The sequence below is a fragment of the Klebsiella sp. S69 genome (genome assembly GCF_016516145.1).
In the GTDB taxonomy this organism is placed as follows: Bacteria; Pseudomonadota; Gammaproteobacteria; order Enterobacterales; family Enterobacteriaceae; genus Klebsiella; species Klebsiella oxytoca.
In genome coordinates this window covers 70,967-94,112 of the sequence record NZ_JACVUU010000030.1, presented here as the reverse complement: position 1 = coordinate 94,112, position 23,146 = coordinate 70,967, and the positions used below count along the sequence as shown (strand labels likewise).

Annotated in this window: 24 protein-coding genes; 10 read left to right on the top strand and 14 right to left on the bottom strand. The window is 55.0% G+C overall.

Annotated features, from left to right (window positions below; translation table 11 throughout):
• The first annotated feature begins 562 nt into the window (after nt 1-562).
• Together nadA and pnuC are read left to right on the top strand one after the other, a co-directional pair.
• Nucleotides 563-1,606, top strand: a complete 1,044-nt coding sequence (gene nadA, locus IAE27_RS25270; RefSeq protein ID WP_004100341.1) for a quinolinate synthase NadA — start codon at nt 563-565, stop codon at nt 1,604-1,606.
• A gap of 35 nt (nt 1,607-1,641) precedes the next feature.
• The gene (pnuC, locus tag IAE27_RS25265) at nt 1,642-2,361 is read left to right on the top strand and encodes a nicotinamide riboside transporter PnuC (protein WP_004100343.1); all 720 of its coding nucleotides are present in this window, start codon (nt 1,642-1,644) and stop codon (nt 2,359-2,361) included.
• Here pnuC and zitB read toward each other — a convergent pair.
• Together zitB and IAE27_RS25255 are read right to left on the bottom strand one after the other, a co-directional pair.
• Complete coding sequence (gene zitB, locus IAE27_RS25260) at nt 2,358-3,302, bottom strand: CDF family zinc transporter ZitB (protein ID WP_200092979.1); 945 nt, start codon at nt 3,300-3,302, stop codon at nt 2,358-2,360. The genes pnuC and zitB overlap by 4 nt on opposite strands.
• 118 nt (nt 3,303-3,420) lie before the next feature.
• A complete protein-coding gene (locus IAE27_RS25255) occupies nt 3,421-3,792 on the bottom strand; it encodes a YbgS-like family protein (protein ID WP_196549836.1) in 372 nt (123 codons plus the stop codon).
• Nucleotides 3,793-4,107: 315 nt separating this feature from the next.
• Between IAE27_RS25255 and aroG the strand changes: the two genes are divergently transcribed.
• Nucleotides 4,108-5,160 carry a 3-deoxy-7-phosphoheptulonate synthase AroG gene (gene aroG, locus IAE27_RS25250; protein ID WP_004111488.1) on the top strand — a complete coding sequence of 351 codons (1,053 nt, stop codon included), beginning with the start codon at nt 4,108-4,110 and terminating at the stop codon, nt 5,158-5,160.
• 64 nt (nt 5,161-5,224) lie between these two features.
• On the opposite strand, the gene gpmA is transcribed toward aroG, so the two are convergent.
• The 7 genes from gpmA to modE form a co-directional block, all read right to left on the bottom strand.
• On the bottom strand, nt 5,225-5,977 hold the full coding sequence (gene gpmA, locus IAE27_RS25245) for a 2,3-diphosphoglycerate-dependent phosphoglycerate mutase (RefSeq protein ID WP_004100351.1): 753 nt from the start codon (nt 5,975-5,977) through the stop codon (nt 5,225-5,227).
• Between the two features lie 327 nt (nt 5,978-6,304).
• Nucleotides 6,305-7,348: a galactose-1-epimerase gene (gene galM, locus IAE27_RS25240; protein ID WP_004100353.1), complete on the bottom strand. Its 1,044-nt coding sequence runs from the start codon at nt 7,346-7,348 to the stop codon at nt 6,305-6,307.
• Complete coding sequence (galK, locus tag IAE27_RS25235; protein WP_017146319.1) at nt 7,342-8,490, bottom strand: galactokinase; 1,149 nt, start codon at nt 8,488-8,490, stop codon at nt 7,342-7,344. Before galK ends, galM begins: the two co-directional genes overlap by 7 nt.
• A 2-nt stretch (nt 8,491-8,492) precedes the next feature.
• A complete protein-coding gene (gene galT, locus IAE27_RS25230) occupies nt 8,493-9,539 on the bottom strand; it encodes a galactose-1-phosphate uridylyltransferase (RefSeq protein ID WP_017146318.1) in 1,047 nt (348 codons plus the stop codon).
• A 9-nt stretch (nt 9,540-9,548) separates the two neighbouring features.
• On the bottom strand, nt 9,549-10,565 hold the full coding sequence (gene galE / locus IAE27_RS25225; RefSeq protein WP_004100360.1) for a UDP-glucose 4-epimerase GalE: 1,017 nt from the start codon (nt 10,563-10,565) through the stop codon (nt 9,549-9,551).
• A gap of 205 nt (nt 10,566-10,770) precedes the next feature.
• Nucleotides 10,771-12,246 carry a molybdate ABC transporter ATP-binding protein ModF gene (gene modF, locus IAE27_RS25220; RefSeq protein WP_200092977.1) on the bottom strand — a complete coding sequence of 492 codons (1,476 nt, stop codon included), beginning with the start codon at nt 12,244-12,246 and terminating at the stop codon, nt 10,771-10,773.
• A gap of 67 nt (nt 12,247-12,313) precedes the next feature.
• Nucleotides 12,314-13,102: a molybdenum-dependent transcriptional regulator gene (modE, locus tag IAE27_RS25215; RefSeq protein ID WP_004100364.1), complete on the bottom strand. Its 789-nt coding sequence runs from the start codon at nt 13,100-13,102 to the stop codon at nt 12,314-12,316.
• Nucleotides 13,103-13,256: 154 nt separating this feature from the next.
• Here modE and IAE27_RS25210 point away from each other — a divergent pair, with 154 nt between their 5' ends.
• The 4 genes from IAE27_RS25210 to modC all read left to right on the top strand — a co-directional run bounded on the left by IAE27_RS25210 (nt 13,257) and on the right by modC (nt 16,072).
• The gene (locus IAE27_RS25210; RefSeq protein ID WP_004848993.1) at nt 13,257-13,406 is read left to right on the top strand and encodes an AcrZ family multidrug efflux pump-associated protein; all 150 of its coding nucleotides are present in this window, start codon (nt 13,257-13,259) and stop codon (nt 13,404-13,406) included.
• 143 nt (nt 13,407-13,549) lie between these two features.
• Nucleotides 13,550-14,323, top strand: coding sequence for a molybdate ABC transporter substrate-binding protein (gene modA / locus IAE27_RS25205; protein WP_154022894.1), 774 nt, complete (start codon nt 13,550-13,552; stop codon nt 14,321-14,323).
• Nucleotides 14,323-15,012 (top strand): molybdate ABC transporter permease subunit, encoded by a 690-nt coding sequence (modB, locus tag IAE27_RS25200; protein ID WP_017146315.1) that lies wholly within the window; start codon nt 14,323-14,325, stop codon nt 15,010-15,012. The genes modA and modB overlap by 1 nt, the downstream gene beginning before the upstream one ends.
• A gap of 1 nt (nt 15,013) precedes the next feature.
• Nucleotides 15,014-16,072 carry a molybdenum ABC transporter ATP-binding protein ModC gene (gene modC, locus IAE27_RS25195; protein ID WP_064372289.1) on the top strand — a complete coding sequence of 353 codons (1,059 nt, stop codon included), beginning with the start codon at nt 15,014-15,016 and terminating at the stop codon, nt 16,070-16,072.
• Here the strand turns inward: modC and IAE27_RS25190 are convergent, their stop codons facing one another.
• Nucleotides 16,073-16,891 carry a pyridoxal phosphatase gene (locus IAE27_RS25190; RefSeq protein ID WP_064372290.1) on the bottom strand — a complete coding sequence of 273 codons (819 nt, stop codon included), beginning with the start codon at nt 16,889-16,891 and terminating at the stop codon, nt 16,073-16,075.
• A gap of 221 nt (nt 16,892-17,112) precedes the next feature.
• Between IAE27_RS25190 and pgl the strand changes: the two genes are divergently transcribed.
• Nucleotides 17,113-18,108 (top strand): 6-phosphogluconolactonase, encoded by a 996-nt coding sequence (pgl, locus tag IAE27_RS25185; protein ID WP_004111503.1) that lies wholly within the window; start codon nt 17,113-17,115, stop codon nt 18,106-18,108.
• Nucleotides 18,109-18,167: 59 nt separating this feature from the next.
• On the opposite strand, the gene IAE27_RS25180 is transcribed toward pgl, so the two are convergent.
• Nucleotides 18,168-18,644, bottom strand: coding sequence for a GNAT family N-acetyltransferase (locus tag IAE27_RS25180; RefSeq protein WP_032727965.1), 477 nt, complete (start codon nt 18,642-18,644; stop codon nt 18,168-18,170).
• A gap of 127 nt (nt 18,645-18,771) precedes the next feature.
• Between IAE27_RS25180 and IAE27_RS25175 the strand changes: the two genes are divergently transcribed.
• On the top strand, nt 18,772-20,241 hold the full coding sequence (locus IAE27_RS25175; RefSeq protein ID WP_070556213.1) for a PLP-dependent aminotransferase family protein: 1,470 nt from the start codon (nt 18,772-18,774) through the stop codon (nt 20,239-20,241).
• A 249-nt stretch (nt 20,242-20,490) separates the two neighbouring features.
• Here IAE27_RS25175 and IAE27_RS25170 read toward each other — a convergent pair whose 3' ends face one another.
• From IAE27_RS25170 to ycgZ, 3 genes are all read right to left on the bottom strand, one after another.
• Nucleotides 20,491-20,757 carry a biofilm development regulator YmgB/AriR family protein gene (locus tag IAE27_RS25170; RefSeq protein WP_004100382.1) on the bottom strand — a complete coding sequence of 89 codons (267 nt, stop codon included), beginning with the start codon at nt 20,755-20,757 and terminating at the stop codon, nt 20,491-20,493.
• Between the two features lie 54 nt (nt 20,758-20,811).
• On the bottom strand, nt 20,812-21,135 hold the full coding sequence (locus IAE27_RS25165) for a hypothetical protein (RefSeq protein WP_004111510.1): 324 nt from the start codon (nt 21,133-21,135) through the stop codon (nt 20,812-20,814).
• 118 nt (nt 21,136-21,253) lie between these two features.
• The gene (gene ycgZ, locus IAE27_RS25160; protein ID WP_004100386.1) at nt 21,254-21,499 is read right to left on the bottom strand and encodes a regulatory protein YcgZ; all 246 of its coding nucleotides are present in this window, start codon (nt 21,497-21,499) and stop codon (nt 21,254-21,256) included.
• Nucleotides 21,500-21,834: 335 nt separating this feature from the next.
• On the opposite strand from ycgZ, the gene IAE27_RS25155 reads away from it, so the two are divergent.
• Nucleotides 21,835-23,058, top strand: a complete 1,224-nt coding sequence (locus IAE27_RS25155; protein ID WP_023320606.1) for a diguanylate phosphodiesterase — start codon at nt 21,835-21,837, stop codon at nt 23,056-23,058.
• Nucleotides 23,059-23,146: the final 88 nt, after the last annotated feature.

Genomic DNA, 23,146 nt, shown 5'->3' with positions numbered 1-23,146 from the left:
GTAGCGTTGCCCGAAGGGCGAGTCTCAGGATGAGACGAGTAGCGAAGAGAGGCAACGGAGCCGCTTGCGGCGACGGCCCGAAGGGCGAGCGAAGCGAGTCATCCTGCACGACCCATCAATGTAAAAAAGCGCCCTAAAGGCGCTTTTTTGCTATCTGCCATTTCCTCGAAAATCACAACAATCCGCAATACTTTAATGCTGCGTTATTCTAACGTCGCGCTGTGTTTACCGTGGCTACAATTGGCACAGGCCAGTAGCCCGGACAGATGCGCAGCATCGCCTCCGGGAAATGTGCCGGGCCTGGCCTTTGCGTGGCTTCATCCCGGGGGCGGCGCTTGACGCGCCTTGCCCGGGCTACAGATTCGTGCGTTCTGCAGGTTTGGCAGTCCGGACAGATGCGCAGCATCGCCTCCGGGAAATGCTTCCTGAGGGAAAAATTCCTCACGACATTTTCTGCACAATCGGCTATCTTGTTTAGCATATAAAACACCATTACCGAATAATGCCGTTTTGCGGGCGTTATTGCGGTTTTAAAGTTAAGCCAGTGAAACGAGACTGCAAGATGAGCGTAATGTTTGATCCGGAAGCGGCAATTTATCCCTTTCCCCCCAAGCCCATGCCGTTAAACCGCGATGAGAAGCACTTCTATCGTGAAAAAATTAAACGCCTGCTGCGTGAACGCGATGCGGCAATGGTGGCCCATTACTACACCGACCCCGAAATTCAGCAACTGGCTGAAGAGACCGGTGGCTGCATCTCCGACTCTCTGGAAATGGCGCGCTTCGGCGCCCGACATTCCGCCTCTACGCTGCTGGTCGCCGGCGTACGGTTTATGGGAGAAACGGCGAAAATCCTCAGCCCGGAAAAAACCATCCTGATGCCCACGCTGCAGGCGGAGTGTTCATTGGATCTTGGCTGCCCGATCGAGGCGTTCAGCGCTTTTTGTGACGCTCACCCGGACCGTACCGTTGTGGTCTATGCCAATACCTCTGCGGCGGTTAAGGCTCGCGCCGACTGGGTTGTGACCTCCAGTATCGCAGTGGAACTCATTGAGCATCTGGATAGCATGGGGGAAAAAATCCTCTGGGCGCCGGACCGCCATCTGGGCAGCTACGTGCAAAAACAGACCGGCGCCGACGTGCTGTGCTGGCATGGGGCCTGTATTGTTCATGATGAATTCAAAACTCAAGCGCTGGCAAGAATGAAAGCGCTATATCCGCAGGCTGCGGTTCTGGTTCACCCGGAATCACCGCAGGCGATCGTCGATATGGCCGATGCGGTAGGTTCAACCAGCCAGTTAATCAGTGCGGCAAAAACGCTCCCGCACCAGCAGCTGATTGTCGCCACCGACCGGGGTATTTTTTACAAAATGCAGCAGGCGGTGCCGGAAAAAGAGCTGCTGGAAGCCCCTACGGCAGGCGAAGGGGCGACCTGCCGCAGCTGCGCGCACTGTCCGTGGATGGCGATGAATGGCCTGCAGGCCATTGCTGAAGCGCTGGAGAACGGGGGCGCTGAACATGAAATTCATGTTGATGAACAGCTGCGTACCGGGGCGCTGGTTCCGCTAAACAGAATGCTCGATTTTGCGGCTACACTTCGGGGATAGTTCATTACTGCGTCACAGTACGCTCTGGGGATAAGATGGATTTTTTTAGTACGCAGAATATTTTAGTTCACATACCCATTGGCGCCGGGGGCTATGATCTGTCGTGGATTGAAGCCGTCGGTACTATCGCAGGCCTGCTGTGTATCTGGCTGGCGAGCCTGGAGAAGATCGTCAACTATGCCTTTGGGTTAATCAACGTCACGCTGTTTGCCATTATCTTTTTTCAGATCCAGCTGTACGCCAGCCTTCTGCTCCAGGTCTTCTTCTTTGTTGCCAACGTCTACGGCTGGTATGCCTGGTCACGACAGACCAGCGATAACCAGGCTGAGCTGCAAATCCGCTGGCTACCGCTGCCGAAAGCGTTAGGCTGGCTGGCGGCCTGCGTGGTGGCGATTGGCCTGATGACGCTATTTATCGATCCGGTTTTTGCGTATCTGACCAGGATTGCCGTTGCGCTGATGCACGCCCTGGGCCTGCAGGTCGTTATGCCGGCGCTGCAGCCAGACGCATTCCCGTTCTGGGACTCCTGCATGATGGTACTCTCGATTGCGGCGATGATTCTGATGACCCGAAAATACGTTGAAAACTGGCTGCTGTGGGTGATCATCAACGTTATTAGCGTCGTTATTTTCGCCCTCCAGGGGGTTTATGCGATGTCGCTCGAATATTTGATTCTGACATTCATCGCCCTCAACGGCAGCCGGATGTGGATTAATAGCGCGCGTGAGCGAGGCTCTCGCGCGTTTTCCCGCTAGTGGTGATGGTGATGGCCATGCCCGGCGTGCGTCATGTTGAGACGGCACTCCGGGCCGCTGCAGGGCTGATACTCCATCTGCACCGTTACGTGTCCAATTTCGTACTTATGCTGTAAGAAATGTTGGATCCGTTCCAGCAGGCCATCGTGATCGTGCGGCGGCACCACCTGCACGTGCAGCGTCATCACCGTTTTTTCGCCGACCAGCCAGGCGTGGACGTGATGTACATCGCGCACCTCCGGTATTGAGCGACGCAGATCGCGCTTTAGTGCCTCAACATCAAGCGAGCGCGGCGCCCCCTCCAGCAGTTCGTTGACGCTCTCCTGCAGCAAACGCCAGGCGCTGCGCAAAACCAGGCACGATACCAGCACGGACAGGATGGGGTCGATAGGCGTCCAGCCGGTCGTAAGGATCACGATAGCGGCAATAATCGCCCCGACCGAGCCGAGTAAATCCCCCAGCACATGCAGAGCGGCGGCCCGCACATTGAGATTACGTTCTTCACTGCCGCGATGCAGGATCCAAAAGGCCAGAATATTGGCCAGCAGGCCGGCAACCGCAATAACCATCATCGTTTTACCGGCCACCGGCTGCGGATGATGAAAGCGCTGAATGGCCTCCCAGACGATGAGGATCGTAATGACCACTAAAGCAATGGCATTGAGAAATGCCGCCAGCGTGGTCAGCCGCAGCCAGCCAAAGGTATGTTGCGAATTCGGCGGTCGACTGGCGAAACGCACTGCCAGAAAGGCGAACAGCAGCGCTGCCGCGTCCGTCAACATATGCCCGGCATCGGCCAGCAGCGCCAGTGAACCTGAAATGAGTCCGCCTGCGACCTCAACCACCATGAACCCGGCAGTAACGCAGAACGCCAGCAGTAGCCGACGGGCATTTTTATCTTCGGTGGTTTGCGCAGAATTATGCGAGTGTGATTGCCCCATGGTGCCTTCCCTACATTATTATTTTGATGATTACTTTATGACATGATTCCCTTTCTGGGGTGAATAAAATGAAAAAAAGGAGAGCCTTAGCTCTCCTCCCTGGTGTCCGGCACTCAGCTTACTGGGTGGTACCGTCGGTTTTCGTCGCTTCGTCCTGACCGACTTTTTTATCAGTATCCGGACAGCGGCCATCTTTGCACATTGAGTTTTTGTGCACTTCGTCGCTCGACATGCCGTCATGGTTCATAGTCGAGCCGTCAGGGTGGAGCATGGTGCCATTGGTATCGGTGGAACCGGAGTTGATTTTACCGTTGTCGACGTTGTTTGGCGCCACGTTTTCACGCGCATCGGGGGCGACCTGGCCCGCGTCGGCCGCTGCATTCGCTTGCCCATTATTCGACTGCGCCCCGGTATCGGCGGCCAGGGCCGCGCCGCTGGCCAGACCAAGGGTTGCTGCGAGGAGAAGACTGCTTAGCTTATTCATTTTCATTGGATGCTCCTGTTATGTCGATTTGTCGAATTACCTCTTCCAACAGTGCATTTGCCGGAGGTTTGACTCGTTGTGGTTAAAGCTTCGGTGATAGCAAGCGGCATTAATATATAATGCTGAATGCTAAAGAAAATTAAGTTCTAACAGTTAAAAATTATAGCTTGTGGCCACTATTCCGCGACTTTATGGCGTTTTTTAGCCTATTTCCAGGAATATTCTGCCGCTACTGTAAAATCACGTTTACACTTTTTGCATGAAGAGATAGATTGGAGGGATTGCATTTCACTGGATAAGTATGGCAACGCTGGAAATAAGATGAATTATCAGAACGACGATTTACGTATTAAAGAGATCAACGAATTATTACCTCCCGTTGCGCTCCTGGAAAAATTCCCCGCTACCGAAAATGCTGCCAATACCGTTGCGCATGCTCGTAAAGCGATCCATCAGATCCTGAAAGGGAATGACGATCGCCTGCTGGTGGTCATTGGGCCCTGCTCCATTCACGATCCGGCGGCGGCAAAAGAGTATGCTGAACGTCTGCTTAAGCTTCGTGAAGAGCTAAAAGGCGAGCTGGAAATCGTGATGCGCGTTTATTTTGAGAAACCGCGTACCACCGTCGGCTGGAAAGGGCTGATCAACGATCCGCATATGGATAACAGCTTCCGCATCAACGATGGCCTGCGTATCGCGCGCAAACTGCTGCTTGATATCAACGACAGCGGGCTGCCCGCGGCGGGGGAATTCCTCGATATGATCACGCCGCAGTATCTTGCCGATCTGATGAGCTGGGGCGCGATTGGCGCGCGGACCACGGAGTCGCAGGTGCATCGTGAGCTCTCTTCCGGTCTCTCCTGCCCGGTCGGATTTAAAAACGGCACCGATGGAACCATCAAAGTGGCTATCGACGCCATTAACGCCGCCGGCGCGCCGCACTGTTTCCTGTCGGTGACCAAATGGGGGCATTCGGCAATTGTGAACACCAGCGGTAATAGCGATTGCCATATTATCCTGCGCGGCGGAAAAGAGCCGAACTACAGCGCGCAGCACGTTGCCGAAGTGAAGGTCGGTCTGGCGAAAGCAGGTCTGCCCGCTCAAATTATGATTGATTTCAGCCACGCCAACTCCAGCAAACAGTTTAAAAAGCAGATGGATGTCGGCGCTGACGTATGTCAGCAGGTTGCCGGCGGCGAGCGGTCGATTATGGGCGTGATGATTGAAAGCCACCTGGTGGAAGGCAATCAGAGTCTTGAAAGCGGCGAGCCGCTGACCTACGGTAAAAGTATTACCGATGCCTGCATCGGCTGGGAAGATACCGATACACTTCTTCGCCAGCTGGCCGGGGCGGTAAAAGCGCGTCGCGGTTAAGTCTGCAGAGAACGGCGCAAAAAAAGCGTGGATGGCTCCACGCTTTTTTTACATCCTGCGAGGATTACTTCGCTTTGCCCTGGTTGGCAACGGCAGCCGCTTTCGCGGCGATCTCGTCGGCGTTACCCAGATAGTAGTGTTTGATCGGCTTGAAGTTTTCGTCAAACTCATACACCAGCGGTACGCCAGTAGGGATGTTCAGTTCAAGGATCTCTGCTTCGCCCATATTGTCGAGGTATTTCACCAGCGCACGCAGGGAGTTGCCGTGAGCGGCGATAATCACGCGCTCACCGCTTTTCAGACGCGGCAGAATCGTTTCGTTCCAGTATGGCACGACGCGGTCGATGGTCAGCGCCAGACTCTCGGTCGTCGGCAGTTCTGCATCGGTCAGTTTGGCGTAGCGCGGATCGTGGCCCGGATAGCGCTCATCGTCTTTGGTCAGCTCCGGCGGCGTTACCGCAAAGCCGCGACGCCACTGTTTAACCTGTTCGTCACCATATTTTTCAGCGGTTTCCGCTTTGTTCAGGCCCTGCAGCGCACCGTAGTGGCGTTCGTTCAGTTTCCAGGATTTCTCAACCGGCAGCCAGGCCTGATCCAGTTCGTCCAGCACGTTCCACAGGGTGTGGATGGCACGTTTCAGCACAGAGGTATAAGCAAAGTCGAAGCTGAAGCCTTCTTCTTTCAGCAGCTTACCGGCCGCTTTTGCTTCACCAACGCCTTTTTCAGACAGGTCAACGTCATACCAACCGGTGAAACGGTTTTCGTTATTCCATTGGCTTTCGCCGTGACGAACGAGTACCAGCTTAGTTACAGCCATACACTTACTCCTCAATACACGTCATCTTTCGCGCCGCCTCGTCGTTGGCTACTTTCACTCATCCTGGTCACATAGTTCACTATGTTCCCGGGGATTCGCTCATTTGCCGCCTTGCTGCGACCCGAAATCTGTAGTGTGTATATTTATTGATTGATAACTATTCTCATTATATTGCCGCGATTTACCTCACGGCAATGCTTATCCCTAACCATAGCGAAAATAGTGGCTCAGTGTAAGGTGCTTGTAAAACAGAGGTTATGTTTTTGTCTGTAAGTGACGTAATTTTCAGCAAAATGATAAAAAGCCCTCCATCGGGAGGGCCAGAGGCTATCGAGCGATAAACTGATATTCCGTCAGGCTGACGTACTCTTCGCCGGGGCGCAGTACACAATCCGGCTGCGGCCATTCCGGATGATTCGGAGAATCTGGAAGGAACTCGCTCTCCAGAGCCAGGCCCTGCCAGTCATCGTACGCCTGCGCTGTGCGCGACGGCGTGCCGCCAAGATAGTTGCCGGAGTAAAACTGCAATGCGGGGGCGGAAGTATAAACCGTCATCTGTAGCTTTTCGTCCTGCGACCAGACGTGAGCGGCCGGAGTATCGGCATTCCCCAGCGCCTGTAGCAGGAAGGCATGGTCATAACCTTTTACTTTTTGCTGATCTTCGTCACGCAGGAAGTCGTCCGCCAGGGTTTTCGGCGTGCGGAAATCGAAGCTGGTCAGGGTGACGTTTTGCAGATCTCCCCCCGGAATACCGTCGCTTTCGACGGGCAGATAAACATCGGCAAAAATTTGCAGCTTATGGTTGCGCACGTCGCTCTGCACGCCATCGAGGTTGAAATAGACGTGGTTTGTCAGATTCACCGGGCACGGCTGGTCCACGGTGGCGCGATACTCAATAGCGATCCGGTTATCGTCGGTCAGGCGGTAGTGCGCGGTTGCCGTCAGATTACCAGGATAGCCCTGATCGCCATCGCGGGAGGAGAGAGAAAACAGCGCGTGGCGAGCGTCAGCGCTAACAATTTGCCAGCGGCGCTTATCAAAACCTTCCGGTCCGCCGTGGAGCTGATGGCCAGCCTCGTTGGAGGGCGTCAGATTGATGAGCTGGCCATCCAGGGTAAAGCGGCTGTTGGCAATACGGTTAGCGTAACGGCCTACGGAAGCGCCAAGGTAAGCGGCCTGGCGCGTATAGTCGCCGGGGGTCGCGCAGCCGAGCAGCGCTTCTCGTTCGCTACCGTCCGCCAGGGGCACGCGCGCGGAGAGCAGCGTCGCGCCCCAGTCCATCACGGTGACCGTCATGCCTGCGTCGTTACGCAGGGTAAGAAGATTCCATGGCTGGCCGTCCGGCGCCAGCTCCGTTGTTTGCTTTAGCATTGCCCGGCTCCCTGCGACGGTTTGCAGACGTAGAAGGTCTCTTTAATGCCCGTTTTCGCTTCATACTCTCTGGCAACGGCCTGCTGCACGGTATCAACCAGCTCCTCCGGCACCAGCGCGACGATACAGCCGCCGAAGCCGCCGCCGGTCATGCGAACGCCGCCTTTGTTGCCGATGGTCGCTTTGACGATCTCTACCAGGGTATCAATCTGCGGTACGGTGATTTCAAAATCATCGCGCATGGAGGCGTGAGATTCCGCCATCAGTTCGCCCATCCGCTGCAGGTCGCCTTTTTCCAGCGCCGATGCGGCTTCTACGGTGCGGGCGTTTTCAGTCAGCACGTGGCGAACGCGTTTGGCGACCACCGGATCAAGCTCGTGAGCCACGGCGTTGAACTCTTGCAGCGTGACGTCGCGCAGAGCCGGACGCTGGAAGAAGCGCGCGCCGGTTTCGCACTGCTCGCGACGGGTGTTGTATTCGCTGCCCACCAGGGTGCGCTTAAAGTTACTGTTGATAATCACTACCGCGACGCCTTTCGGCATCGACACCGCTTTCGTCCCTAAGGAGCGGCAGTCGATCAGCAGAGCGTGATCTTTTTTACCAAGCGCGGAGATCAGCTGGTCCATAATGCCGCAGTTGCAGCCGACGAACTGATTTTCCGCTTCCTGGCCGTTCAGGGCAATTTGAGCGCCATCGAGCGGCAGGTGGTACAGCTGCTGGAACACCGTGCCGACGGCGACCTCCAGCGAAGCCGAGGAGCTTAACCCGGCGCCTTGCGGCACGTTACCGCTGATTGTCAGATCCGCGCCGCCGAAGGCGTTATTCCGCTGCTGGAGATGCTTCACCACGCCGCGGACATAGTTTGACCACTGCTGGGTATCGTGGCTGGTAATCGGCGAGTCGAGAGAGAATTCATCGGTCTGATTGTCGTAATCGGCGGCAATAACCCGCACGGTACGATCGTCGCGCGGCGCACAGGCGATAACCGTCTGGTAATCAATGGCGCAGGGCAGCACGAACCCATCGTTATAGTCGGTATGTTCGCCGATCAGGTTAACGCGGCCTGGGGCCTGGATAACATGGCTGGCCGGGTAGCCAAATTTCTCAGCAAACAGGGCTTGGGTTTTCTCTTTCAGACTCATGGTTATACTCCGGATTCGCGAAAATGGACGTCGCTCACAGCGCGCAGACGCTCGGCGGCCTGCTCGGCCGTCAGGTCACGCTGGGTTTCAGCCAGCATTTCATAGCCGACCATAAATTTACGCACCGTGGCGGAACGCAGCAGCGGCGGGTAAAAATGGGCGTGCAGCTGCCAGTGATTATTCTCTTCATCGTTAAACGGCGCGCCGTGCCAGCCCATGGAGTAGGGGAATGAGCACTGGAACAGGTTGTCGTAACGACTGGTCAGCTTTTTCAGCGCCAGCGCGAGATCGCTGCGCTGGTCGTCGGTTAAATCAGTCAGGCGCTGGACGTGCGCTTTTGGCAGCAGCAGCGTTTCAAAAGGCCACGCGGCCCAATAAGGAACCACGGCGAGCCAGTGGTCAGTGTCAACGATAGTACGACTACCGTCGGCTAATTCGCGCTGCACGTAATCCACCAGCATCGGCGCGCCGTGCTCGGTGAAGTACGCTTTTTGCAGACGATCTTCGCGTTCCGCCTCATTAGGCAGAAAGCTGTTGGCCCACACCTGCCCATGGGGGTGCGGGTTGGAGCAGCCCATCGCCGCCCCTTTATTTTCAAAGACCTGCACCCAGGGGTAGCTCTTTCCAAGGTCGGCGGTCTGCTCCTGCCACGTTTTAACCACGCCTTCCAGCGCCTCAACGCTCAGTTCCGGCAGCGTTTTGCTGTGATCTGGCGAGAAGCAGATGACCCGGCTGGTGCCGCGGGCGCTCTGACAGCGCATCAGCGGATCGTCGCTTTCCGGGGCATCAGGGGTATCGGTCATCAAAGCCGCAAAGTCATTGGTAAAAACAAACGTGCCGGTGTAGTTCGGGTTTTTGTCGCCGGTGACGCGGGTATTGCCCGGGCACAGGAAACAGTCCGGATCGTGCGCGGGCAAGGTCTGCTTTGCCGGCGTTTCCTGCGCCCCCTGCCAGGGGCGCTTGGCGCGATGCGGAGAAACCAGAATCCACTGCCCGGTTAACGGGTTATAACGACGATGTGGATGGTCGACGGGGTTAAATACGCTCATGAAGGTTCCTTAGTCTGGATAACCCTGCGGATGACGGGACTGCCAGTGCCAGGTGTCCTGCGCCATTTCGTCAAGGTTGCGCGTCACGCGCCAGTTCAGCTCGCGGTCGGCCTTTTCAGCGTCCGCCCAGTAGGCCGGGAGGTCGCCTTCTCGGCGCGGCGCGAAGTGGTAGTTAATCGGTTTGCCGCAGGCTTTGCTAAAGGCATTGACCACGTCGAGTACGCTACTGCCGACGCCTGCGCCAAGGTTATAGATATGCACGCCGGCTTTGTCGGCCAGTTTTTCCATCGCCGCGACGTGGCCGTCGGCAAGGTCCATGACGTGGATGTAGTCACGTACGCCGGTGCCGTCTTCGGTTGGATAGTCGTTGCCAAATACCGCCAGCGATTCACGGCGCCCAACCGCGACCTGCGCGATATACGGCATCAGGTTGTTCGGAATGCCCTGCGGGTCTTCGCCCATATCGCCCGATGGATGGGCGCCGACCGGGTTGAAGTAGCGCAGCAGTGCGATGCTCCAGTCCGGCTGCGCTTTTTGCAGGTCAGTCAGGATCTGCTCAACCATCAGCTTGCTTTTGCCGTACGGGCTCTGCGGAGTACCGGTCGGGAAGCTCTCGACATAAGGAATTTTGGGCTGGTCGCCGTAGACGGTGGCGGAGGAGCTGAAAATAAAGTTTTTCACGCCCGCAGCGCGCATAGCGGAAACGAGTTTTAGCGTTCCGGTTACGTTGTTGTCGTAATATTCAAGCGGTTTGGCGACGGATTCCCCGACGGCTTTCAGGCCGGCAAAATGGATCACCGCTTCAATGGCGTGATCGTGAAGAATTTCCGTCATCAGCGCTTCATTACGAATATCGCCTTCAACAAAGGTGGCGCTTTTGCCGCCGAGACGTTCAATGATTGGCAATACGCTGCGCTTACTGTTGCAGAGATTGTCGAGAATAATCACGTCGTGTCCCTGCAGTAGCAGTTGAACGCAGGTGTGACTTCCAATGTAACCGCTACCACCTGTAACCAGTACTTTCATGATTCGCTCCAATAGGCTTATCGTGTGAGAAGAAGATAGCATACCAAAGAAGGTAAAAGTGTGACACAGGGCAAATTGGTGGAATCGTTTACACTAAAATTTCCAGCCGTAGCTTTTAAGATTTTTTGATTATAGAACAGTGGGTTAATTTATGATCAGGCTATTATTCTGAAAAAATAAGGGATCCGCAGACCCCTTTACAGGCTTAATTTTCCAGCGGGCCGACCCGGTAGGTGTAACCGTCTCCACTGCTCACGAACGCCAGGCGATGGGTGATGCAGTCGGGAGCGTCTTCCGCATGGTGGGAGACAAACAGCAGCTGCGTCGCCCCTTCGCTAATGAGCACATCAACAAAGCGGCGCACCAGCTGGCGGTTGAGCGGATCCAGCCCCTGCAGCGGTTCATCGAGGATCAGCAGGATAGGGTGCTTGACCAGCGCGCGGACGATCAGCGCCAGCCGCTGCTGCCCCCAGGAGAGGCTATGGAACGGCGCATCGGCGGTGCGTTTATCAATCCCCAGAATATCCAGCCAGTTCTGCACCAGCTTATGCTGTTTGTCGGAAACGGCCTGATAGATGCCAATCGAGTCGAAATAGCCCGAGAGAATCACGTTACGTACGTTGGTGCTGACGCGGTATTCAAGGTGCAGGCTGCTGCTGACGTAACCGATATGCTTCTTAATATCCCAGATCGTTTCCCCGCTGCCGCGGCGGCGGCCAAACAGGGTCAGGTCGTTACTATAGCCCTGGGGATGGTCGCCGGTGACCAGGCTGAGTAGCGTCGATTTACCGGCGCCGTTGGGGCCGACTATCTGCCAGTGTTCGCCGGGATTTACCGTCCAGTTCAGATGATTAATGATGGGGCGGTCATTGTAGGAAACCCTGCCGTCGTTGAGCACGATGAGCGGCGCATCGTCGTCCAGCCCAAGACGCGCGGCCGGGGCATCGGGCTCCGGCAGCGTCATGCCATCAAGCCTTTCGCTGTGGGCCAGCTGGGCAATGAGCGCCTGCTGCAGCAGGGCCTGCTTTTCGCCGGTTTCGCTCAGAACACACTCCGCCAGCACGCCGGCAAACTGAACGAACTCCGGGATTTCATCGAAACGATTAAGAACCAGCACCAGGGCGATCCCTTTGCCGTTGAGCGTGGCCAGCAGCGCCGCAAGCTGCTGGCGTGAGGCGACATCAAGACCGTCGAACGGCTCATCAAGGATAAGCAGGTCGGGGTCGCCCATCAGCGCCTGGCACAGCAAGGTCTTACGCGTTTCTCCGGTAGAGAGATATTTAAAGCGGCGCTCAAGCAGGTGGCTGATAGCGAACTGTTCAGCAAGGCGGGCGCAGCGGGAGGGGTCTTTAATCTCATCCTGGATAATTTCCGCTGTCGTGCGTCCGGTATCTTCTTCTCCGGGGCTGAGCAAGTCCGTGTTGTTGCGCTGCCACTCATCGCTGACCAGCTTCTGCAGCTGTTCAAAAGAGAGACGGGTAACGCGTACGAACGTATTCTCGCGCTGTCCGCTGAGCAGCGTCAGCTCTCCGGATAGCGCCCGCGCAAGGGCCGACTTCCCGCTGCCGTTGCTGCCGACGAAAGCCCAGCTCTCGCCAGCCTGCACGCAGAGCTGTTCAATATTTAACGTTTTGGTGTCGCTCAGGCGAAACGTGCCTTGCGAAATTTGCAATGATGACATTGTGTATCCCACTTTTTGCAGCGATTTATTTCAGGGATACGTCTTCACGCCCACAATGTCAATGGCGTTAGCATAACGTGGCGAGAATGATGCGATCGGCATTGAAATATGCTATCGCTTCCGCGCCTTCGGCCAGATCGCGCGTCTGTTCCACCGGCAGGGTGGCGCAAAGGCTTTGACCATCCGGGAGCGCCATCAGTACTTCGCACTGCTCCGGCCCGCGTTCGATGCGGCTGATTCGGCCGGACAGTTGATTATCAGCCTGTACCGCCTGCGCGGCATCCAGGGTGATGCCAACCCACGGCGCCTTCAGCAGCACTAATACTTCCTGGCCTTCATCCAGGCCAAGACGATCGGCGCTTTGGGCAGTAATCGCGACTTTGAGACGGGTTTGCCCGTCGGCCAGCAGGACCTCCACGTGCTGCTGAACCTGCTGATGGTCGCGGCCGGTAATCGTGCCGAACCACTGGTTGCGCGCGCTGGTCTGCAGAGAGAATCGCGAAATGGCGGCCAGCAGGCTGTCGAGGGGAAGGGCGTCATCATCGCTCAGGACATCGAACGCTTTCTGCTGAATCTGCGCCAGCAGGTCGTAGAGCTGAATCAGCCGCTGCCCGTAACGGGTGAGGACCGCGCCGCCGCCGCCTTTGCCGCCGGTCGCCCGGTCAACCAGGGTCTGCTCGCTGAGCTGATTCATTTCATTAATGGCATCCCATGCGCTTTTATAGCTGATGCCGGCATTTTTGGCCCCCTGGCTAATGGAGCCGGTCAGGTCAATTTGCTTCAGCAGGGCGATACGACGGGGATCGGCGAACAGGCGCTGCTGTAATTTAAGGGTAAGGAGAATTTCGGCCTGCATAATCATGTCCTGATGAAAAAAAGGTATTGTGACCGATAGCGGTCATCTTGCAAGATGCTTCTGCGGCGGCAGTCCGTGAGGCACCGCACAAATGGGGCGTGTTTTTCCGGCGGAATTCGTTACAATAAAGTATTCGTACTTTCTGGAGCCAACCATGTTAGAGCTATTGAAAAGTCTGGTTTTTGCCGTAGTCATGGTCCCTGTGGTGATGGCTGTCATCCTGGGGTTGATTTACGGGCTGGGCGAAGTGTTTAACCTCTTCTCCGGAGCCGGCCATAAAGACAGCAGGCCGCAAAACCACTGATTTCCCCCGCGCCCGGTTTGACCGGGCGTTTTTATTTTTCCCCCTTCGTTTGATCCTCCGCTCATTACCCCCAATTTTCTCTGGGAAATTCCAGTCTCTATCGTTATATTGTCAGATACATAACGAACTTACGGGAGATTCAGATGGCAGGTCAATGGTTACGCTTTTTTGCCGGAACAACGTTAACGCTCTGCGTTGCCGGTCACGCGCTGGCGGATGAGGGCAAAGTGACGGTTTTTGCCGCAGCATCGCTCACTAACGCCATGCAGGATATCGCTAAAGAGTATAAGAAAGAGAAGAACGTTGAGGTTGTCTCTTCATTTGCTTCTTCATCCACGCTGGCGCGCCAGATTGAAGCGGGCGCGCCGGCGGATCTGTTTATCTCCGCCGATCAAAAATGGATGGATTACGCGGCCGGGAAAAAGAGCATTGATTCTGCTTCTCGGACGACCCTTCTCGGAAACAGCCTGGTCGTGGTAGCGCCGAAAGCCAGCGCTCAGGGCGAGATAAGCATCAATGATAAAACCAACTGGACCAGCCTGCTGAAAGGCGGCCGCCTGGCCGTTGGCGACCCGGAACACGTGCCTGCTGGCATCTATGCGAAAGAAGCGCTGCAAAAGCTGGGAGCCTGGGATACCCTGTCGCCTGAGCTGGCTCCGGCAGAGGACGTGCGCGGCGCGCTGGCCATGGTTGAACGCAGCGAAGCCCCGCTGGGGATCGTGTACGGCTCTGATGCGGTCGCCAGCAAAGGCGTAAAAGTTGTCGGAACCTTCCCGGAAGATTCCCATAAGAAGGTGGAATATCCGCTGGCTATCGTCGACGGGCATAACAGTGCGACGGTTAGCGCGTTTTATGACTATTTAAAAGGGCCGGAAGCTTCCGCCATCTTTAAACGTTACGGATTCACTACCCACTAATGTTCTTAAGCGATCCTGAATGGCAGGCGGTACTGCTGAGCCTGAAAGTCTCCTCCCTGGCGGTGGTAGTTAGCTTACCTTTCGGCATCTTTTTTTCCTGGCTGCTGGTTCGTCGGGACTTTCCCGGCAAAGCGCTGCTCGATAGCGTTATCCACCTGCCGCTGGTGCTGCCGCCGGTGGTGGTGGGCTATCTGTTGCTGATTGCGATGGGGCGCCGCGGCTTTATCGGCAGCTGGCTATATGACTGGTTTGGGCTGAGCTTTGCGTTTAGCTGGCGCGGCGCGGTGCTGGCGGCGGCAGTCATGTCCTTTCCGCTGATGGTGCGGGCCATTCGCCTCGCGCTGGAAGGGGTGGACATCAAGCTTGAGCAGGCGGCGCGTACCCTGGGCGCTGGGCGCTGGCGCGTATTTTTCACTATTACGCTACCGTTGACGCTACCCGGTATTATCGTCGGCACCGTGCTGGCTTTTGCCCGTTCGCTGGGCGAGTTTGGCGCCACTATCACTTTTGTTTCCAATATTCCCGGTGAAACGCGTACCATCCCTTCGGCAATGTATACCCTGATTCAGACTCCCGGCGGCGAGGGCGCAGCCGCGCGTTTATGCTTGATTTCGATTGTGCTGGCGCTGGTATCGCTGCTGATTTCCGAATGGCTGGCCCGCCTCAGCCGTCAGCGGATGGGGAAATAACATGCTTGAACTCGATTTTACCCAGACGCTGGGAACCCACTGTCTGCAAATCCGCGAGACGCTCCCTGCCAGCGGCATTACAGCGGTATTCGGCGTCTCTGGCGCGGGAAAAACCTCGCTGATCAACGCTATTAGCGGCCTGACCCGCCCGCAGCAGGGGCGCATTGTCCTTAACGGCAGAGTGCTAAACGATGTTGAAAAACGTATCTGCCTGGCGCCGGAAAAACGCCGAATTGGCTATGTTTTTCAGGACGCGCGCCTGTTTCCGCACTATAAAGTACGGGGCAATCTGCAATATGGCATGGCAAAAAATATGGCCGGACAGTTCGATAAGCTGGTCGATCTGCTCGGCATTGCGCCACTGCTTGATCGGCTACCGGGAGGACTCTCCGGCGGCGAAAAACAGCGGGTCGCGATTGGCCGGGCGCTGCTTACCGCACCGGAGCTGCTGCTGTTAGATGAACCGCTGGCATCGTTGGATATTCCGCGCAAGCGCGAGCTGTTGCCCTATCTGCAGCGGCTGGTGCGCGAAATTAACATCCCGATGCTTTACGTCAGCCACTCTCTTGATGAGATCCAGCACCTGGCGGATAACGTGCTGGTGCTGGAGGCGGGGAAGGTGAAAGCCTTTGGCTGCCTGGAAGAGGTGTGGAGCAGTAGCGTGATGCACCCCTGGCTGCCTGAGGATCAGCAAAGTACCATCCTGAGCGCGATTGTTGCCGCCCAGCATCCGCAGTATACGATGACCGCCCTGGCGATCGGCGACCAGCAGATATGGGTCAACCGGCTTGACAGGCCGCTGGGCGAAACCGCGCGCATCCGCATTCAGGCCTCGGACGTGTCTCTGGTACTGCAGCCCGCTCAGCAAACCAGTATTCGCAATATTTTGCCCGCGGAGGTTATGCAGTGTATTGAAAGCCATGGGCAGGTTGAGGTCAGGCTGGAGATAAGCGGCCGCACGCTGTGGGCGCGCATCAGCCCCTGGGCTCGCGATGATCTGGGCGTTGCCCCGGGCCAGCGGCTGTATGCGCAGATAAAAAGCGTGTCGATAGCCGCCTGATTACAGCAGGTGGCGATAGATGTAGTCGGCGATGCTGGTGGTTTCGTTTTCACCGATCACCACGTTGGCGCGCGCTTTCACTTCCTCTACCGCGTTGCCCATCGCTACGCCGGTGCCAGCGGCCTCCAGCATGCTGAGGTCGTTATAGTTGTCGCCGAAAGCGATAACATCCTGCATTGACAGTCCCCGGGACGCCACCCACTGCGCCAGGCGTTTACCTTTACTGTTGCCTTCCCGGGCAATATCCACCTGATCGTGCCACGACCATTCGCACTCCAGGCCCAGCGTCTGGCCAACGTGCAGGGCAAAGCGCTGCAGTTTGGCGGTATCTTCATCGGTCAGGGCGAATTTCCACACGGCGTTAACTTCGCGCGCCGCCTGCGCCAAAGAGTCGACCTGAGTAAATACCGGGCGCTGCTCGACGGGCAGAGACTGGGCCCAGGTGGCAGTGCGGATGACGTGCCCGGTCGGCCGCTCGTAGAGCATGGCGTCATCAACATACATCAGGCCGTGAATATCATGCTGGTTCAGCAGCTCCGTCAGGCTCAGGGCTTTATCGACCGGCATCGGATCGGACTCAAGCACCTTTTTTGCATGATAATCATACAAATAAGTACCATTGCAGCAAATTGCAGGTGTATCGAGAGCCAGTGCCTGATAAAAAGGATGGATAGCGACGTGATGTCGTCCGGTGACGACAATGATCTGGTATCCAGCATCTTTGGCGCGAGCCAGCGCGTCGAGCGAGGCGGGGAGGATGGTCTTTTTGCCGGTTAAGAGCGTGCCGTCTAAATCCAGGGCAATCACGCGTGAGGTCATGTGTTGTTTCCGGTTAATGATGAAAAGTTAGCAGGCTATGATGGTACACCGCTGTGCCATTCCGGCAAACTTTTCAGCATCTACCGCTAAAGAGCCGATACACTTGATCTTTCAGGCTGCCTGGAGGCAATCTGAAAAATGTTGTGTATACGTATTGTATTTTTCAGGGCGCCGTTAGTCTGAAAAATGAAATTTCCACGTGCAGTGAGGAAGGAGTATTCATGAAACAAACCGTTTATACCGCCAGCCCGGAAAGCCAGCAGATTCACGTCTGGGATCTGGATCCTGAGGGGAAACTGACCCTGGTGCAGGTTGTTGATGCCCCGGGGCAGGTGCAGCCGATGGTGGTGAGCCCGAACAAAGAGTATCTCTACGTCGGCGTGCGTCCGGAGTTTCGCGTACTGGCCTACCGCATTGCGCCCGATAATGGCGCCCTGACCTTCGCTGGCGAAGCCGCGCTGCCCGGTAGCCCAACGCACATCTCTACCGATCATCAAGGCCGCTTTGTGTTCAGCGCATCCTATAATGCGGGCTGCGTAAGTGTTACGCCGCTGGTGGACGGCCTGCCGCGGGAAGCGGTGGCGGTGGTGGAAGGGCTGGAAGGCTGCCACTCGGCAAATATTTCCCCGGACAATCGCACCCTGTGGGTTCCGGCGCTGAAACAGGATCGTATCTGCCTGTTTACCCTGAGCGACGACGGTTTCCTGGCTGCCCAGGAACCGGCTGAGGTGACCACCGTTGAAGGCGCTGGCCCGCGTCATATGGTCTTCCATCCGAACCAGCAATACGGCTACTGCGTTAACGAACTGAACAGCTCCGTTGACGTCTGGGAGCTGAAGGACCCGCACGGCAAAATCGAGTGCGTGCAGACGCTGGACATGATGCCGCCTGATTTCACCGGCGTTCGCTGGGCGGCGGATATTCACCTGACGCCCGATGGCCGTCACCTCTACGCCTGCGATCGCACCGCCAGCGTTATTACCATCTTTAGCGTTTCGGAAGACGGCAGCGTGCTGTCCATCGAGGGCTATCAAAATACCGAAACCCAGCCGCGCGGCTTTAATCTCGATCATAGCGGCAAATTCCTCATCGCTGCCGGTCAGAAATCGCATCATATTGCGGTGTATGAAATCGAAGGCAAGCAGGGGCTGCTGCAGGAAAAAGGGCGCTATGCCGTAGGCCAGGGCCCGATGTGGGTGGTGGTCAACGCTCGTTAAGCCCGCAGGTGTGACCGAAACCTCGCCGCAGCGAGGTTTTTTTACGCCTGGCGCAAGGGCTATTTCACCCGCATACGATACTCAATCATGCCGCTTTTCTCCGCGACCCAGTTGTACAAGCGCTGACCCCGCAGATTGGTTTCATGCGTGTGCCAGTACAGGCTGGCTGAGTGACGCTTCCGCGCCTGTAGCTGTACATACTCAATCAACCGTTTGCCGATATGCTGGCCCCGAACGGCCGGATCAACGAACAAATCTTCCAGATAGCAGTAGTCGCTTTCGGCCCAGGTAGAGCGGTGGAAGAGATAGTGAACGAATCCCACAATCCTGCCTTCGCGTTTTGCCACCGCGCAATACATGGGTTCGACAGAATGGAAAAAACGCTTCCAGGTGAGTTGCGTGACGGTGTCCGGGATGTCGACGCGATAAAACGTCTGGTAGCTTTTCCACAGCGGCAGCCACGCGGCAAAGTCAGTTTCAGCTGCGGGTTGGAGGGTAATTTCCGCGAGGTTAACGTCGGTTTTCTGGCTCTTCATGCTTATTCCTTACTTTTAGAAACCGGATGGTTGTGCGTTATGATAGGAGGCGTTCTGGTTCCTAAAAAGTGACACTTTCTGTATATTTATAGGATCCACTTTTATTACGTTGATGCCGCTGTCGCTCATGCCAAAACCCATTGCCCCTCTGTTCCTGGAACTGTTATTAACGCGCGGCGTGATTAAAGACCAGGTCTATCACGCCCTGCGCCACGCGATTCTGGATGGCCGGTTATCGGCGGGTGCAAAAATACCCTCCAGCCGGGCGCTGGCTGAGATGATGGCGATCTCCCGCAACTCGGTCATTGCCGGGTTTGAGCGCCTGATTGATGAAGGCTATCTGCTGACGCGCAAGGGGGCAGGCACCTTTGTCTGCGACCATATTCCGGATCACGTCATTAGCGAGTACGGGTCGCCGACGGCGCCGGAAACGGCAATAGCCAGCGTTGGGCCGCTGAACCCTGATGTGTCAGCCCTGGTACCCTCATGGACGGAAAGCGAAGATAGCGGAGAGATGGGCGCGGTTTTCGCCGTCGGTATCGGCTGTACCGATCTTTTCCCTCATGCTTTGTGGGGGCGATTGCTGGGGCGCGTCTGGCGGCAATCGCGCCGTGAACTCGCATCGCACGCCTCCTCCTGGGGATTCCTGCCGCTGCGTCAGGCAATCAGCGACTATATACAGGCGACGCGCGGCGTAAATTGCCACGAAGATCGGGTGATTATTGTTAACGGCATTCAGCAAGCGTTGACGATCGCCGCGCAGGCTTTACTGGAAAAGGGCGATGAAGTCTGGCTGGACGATCCCGGATATAACGGCGCTCGCGGCGTATTCGCCGCCAGGGGAGCCGTTGTTCGGCCCGTTCGGGTTGACGATGAGGGCATGGATATTCAGGATGGAATAGACCATTATCCCGGGGCTAAGCTGGTCTATACCGCGCCGTCGCATCAGTTTCCGCTCAGCGGCACGCTGAGTCTGCCGCGGAGGCTTGCTCTGCTGGAGTGGGCGGAAGCTAACCGCGCCTGGATATTCGAAGATGATTACAATAGCGAATTTCGCTATGCCGCCCGCTCTCTGCAGGCGTTGCAGGGGCTGGATAAACATCAGCGGGTCATCTATGCGGGTACATTCTCTAAGATGATGTATCCGGCATTTCGTCTGGGCTTTTTAGTTGTCCCCGAGCATTTGCGCGAACAGTTTGCCATCACCAAATATTATACTGACCTCTGTAGCGGATATCTGGAACAGGCCGTTCTGGCGCGTTTCATCCGCGAGGGGCACTATGCCAGCCACGTTCGTCGGATCCGTAAAGCCTGTTTTGAGCGAAAAAGCGCGCTGGAGGCGGCGATTAAATTCTATTTTCCCGGGCGCATGCTGGTGCATCCTACGGATTCCGGCGTGCATATAGTCTGCTGGCTGCTGGATGGCTTACGGGCACAGGAGGTGGTGCGGAAGGCGCGCCAGATAGGCTTAGGTGTACAAACTTTTGCGCGCTATTGCCAGCGGCCAATGTCACGTGAGGGAATATTGCTTGGCTTTGCAAACCATCCGCCAGAGGTTTTGGCTGAGGGGATTCGCCGTCTGGCGGCGGTCATATAACTCAATACCGCAGGCTTTATTGAAACAAAAACTATCGCGTTTATTTCTGGCGAGGGCGAGCAAAAATAAATTAAATCTTATTTATAATTAACACACGCCTCTGAGCAGATGAGTCATCTGCTCAGCGGAGGCGAGTGTTAAGAACAATAATATTGCGCATGGATTGTAGATGTATCCACAGCTATATAACGAAACAACCATTCGCTTAGCGATAGGTGACATCCCTGTGAATGACTGCCGGTTAAAAAATCAGATATCATCCATGGTGTAGCTTACGACGATTTCCAGCGTTTTGCGGATAACGTCGGCGGTTACGACATCGCTGGTAGTCTCCAGCGCCGTAATTAACCACAGAATAATCGCTTTATTGTTGAGATGCCCCTCAGACTCCAGGATGCTGCTGATAGCCAGTGACATCACCGCTGATTCATCGATCAGCCTGTCGCCTGCGTTGCGGAAATATTCAGAGAGTGCGGTATCGTTCAGGCCTGCGTAAATATCCGGTTGCTGATGCATAGTCTGTCTCATCATATTCTCTACGTTGTGAGTTAAACATTCGACCGTTAGAGGTCAGTGTATTTTATTAGTACCTGGCTGCTGAGGGGAGCCTAATAATGAATTCGGCTTATCCCAATTGTGTTTAGCGCCTGAAGTACCCACAGTTTTGTTGTTTCCACGGCGAGCTACCATATTACTGATTTCATCGATAATACGCCCAATTGCATTCCGCCGCTTTTTATCTTGTTCTCCGGCCTGCATGGCCTGGAGTTTACCGATCAGTGCTTGTTTACTAATAGGCCCCTTACTTTTGAGTAGCGAGAGGACAGCCTCTCCAATCAATACATCGGTTAATGGATCATAATCATTGTGATTCATAACGGTATCTCTGATCATTGTCATCTCCTTGACTGGGAATTTAGTAGCAAGCCGGTAATCCGTTTCAGATACTGGCCCATCCCCTATATTTCCTCATTCAGTAACGACTTAAATCACCAGATAACTGAAGCTACTTTTACCCCTGATGCTCAAACAAGAGACCAATCAACGTTTGATAATGGTTTTCTTCTTCAGGTTCTGAAGCCACTTCAAGGCGACTCAGCAGTTTCGTACACAGGGATTTACGATTCAGGTTCCGTCCTTCATTCAGGATATCCATAACAATCTGTCCCAACGTTTCCTGCTGAGAAGGCAACGAAGCTTTATTGAAGTAATGGGCAATAGCGTTAGCCGTGTCAGGAATGTAACCGTTCTGCTGCATATGTGCTCCTGTCAGTTCAATTATCAGTAAAGTTGCGATTAAAGTTATACAATGTTTGACAACTTGTACATAGAAAATGGAAAAAATATGTTAATTTTCTTAATATTTTTTATAACATATTGATTTATATGCTTTTAAAATTGTACAAATCTTAAGGTAAACAGCGAATGGAGATGTACGGCTTGTACAGGTGCGCAGGATGGTAAGAATGTCAGCGAAAAGAGGATGTTAATGTGATTTATTTGTTAAGGACGCGCGCTGTTTTACAGGACTTATGTGGGTAGACCTGCTACTGTAATATCTCATTAGCATTCATCTCTTCTTTCGGAAATTTCATGCTCACTACCATCATTTATCGCAGTCATATCTGCGACAACGTGTCAATTAAATCGCTCGAAAGCATGGTTGCTGCAGCAAATGTAAAAAATGGTCAGGAAGACGTGTCGGGTATTTTGCTTTTTAACGGCACCCATTTTTTTCAACTATTAGAAGGACCTGAAGAGAAGGTTGAGGAAATTTATCGCCATATCTGCGAAGACCCGCGGCACCATAACCTCGTTGAGCTTCTCAGAGATCATGGGCCGACCCGTCGCTTTGGCAAAATCGGTATGGAACTCTTTGATTTACGAGAGTTTGACCGCGATGAAGTTCTGCAGGCCGTGCTGGACAAAGGAACCACGAAATATCAGCTTATCTATGACGACAGAGCTCTCCACTTTTTCCGTACCTTCGTCGAAGCCACTGAAAAGGAGAACTATTACGAAATTCCTGCGGCCGAAAGCTGGGACTTTGTGATAGAAGACGAGGCCTGGTATCCTGAAACCCCGCTCGAGCAGGCCGAGTGCAGCTTTGCTTTTCAGCCGGTGATCGATCCGTTTGCCAAAGAGGTCGTCTCCTATGAAGCGCTGCTGCGCACCAACTCCGGTGAATCGCCAGCGGTCTATTTTGACGGACTTTCGCGAGAGGAAATCTACTGGACGGATCTGCACAGTAAGCGCATCGCCTTCGCCATGGCGGGACGTTTGCATCTTCGTGGACGCACCTTGTCGATTAATCTGTTACCCATGACGTTGGTCAATGTTCCCAACGCTGTCGAATTTCTGTTGGCTGAAATTGAAGCCAGTGGTTTGATTCCCGAGCAAATTATTGTGGAATTCACCGAGAGCGAAGCGATTTCTCGCGTTGATGAATTTACCGATTCTGTGCGAAAGCTAAAATCTGCGGGAATTCGCGTGGCTATCGATCACTTTGGCGCCGGGTTTGCCGGGCTAGTGCTGCTGGCGCAGTTTCAGCCGGACCGCATTAAGATTAATCGCCAGCTGGTCAAAGATATCCATAAGCACGGCCCGAAACAGGCAATCGTTCAGGCGATTATCAAATGTTGTAATTCCCTGGAAATTGCCATTTCAGCGGTGGGGGTTGAGCGGGCGGAAGAGTGGATGTGGCTGGAATCAGCGGGGATTACGCATTTCCAGGGAAATTTATTTGCCAGCCCGTGCTTCGGGGGCATTCCGCCGGTAGCCTGGCCGGAGAAAAAAATAGCCTGCGAGCTTCTTTAATTTTTTGAACGCTGCTCAGCGCAGCGTTTCGCTTAAAAAGCCGTGTATAACGGCAAAATAAGCCTTGTTTTTTGCTGTGTACATTGGC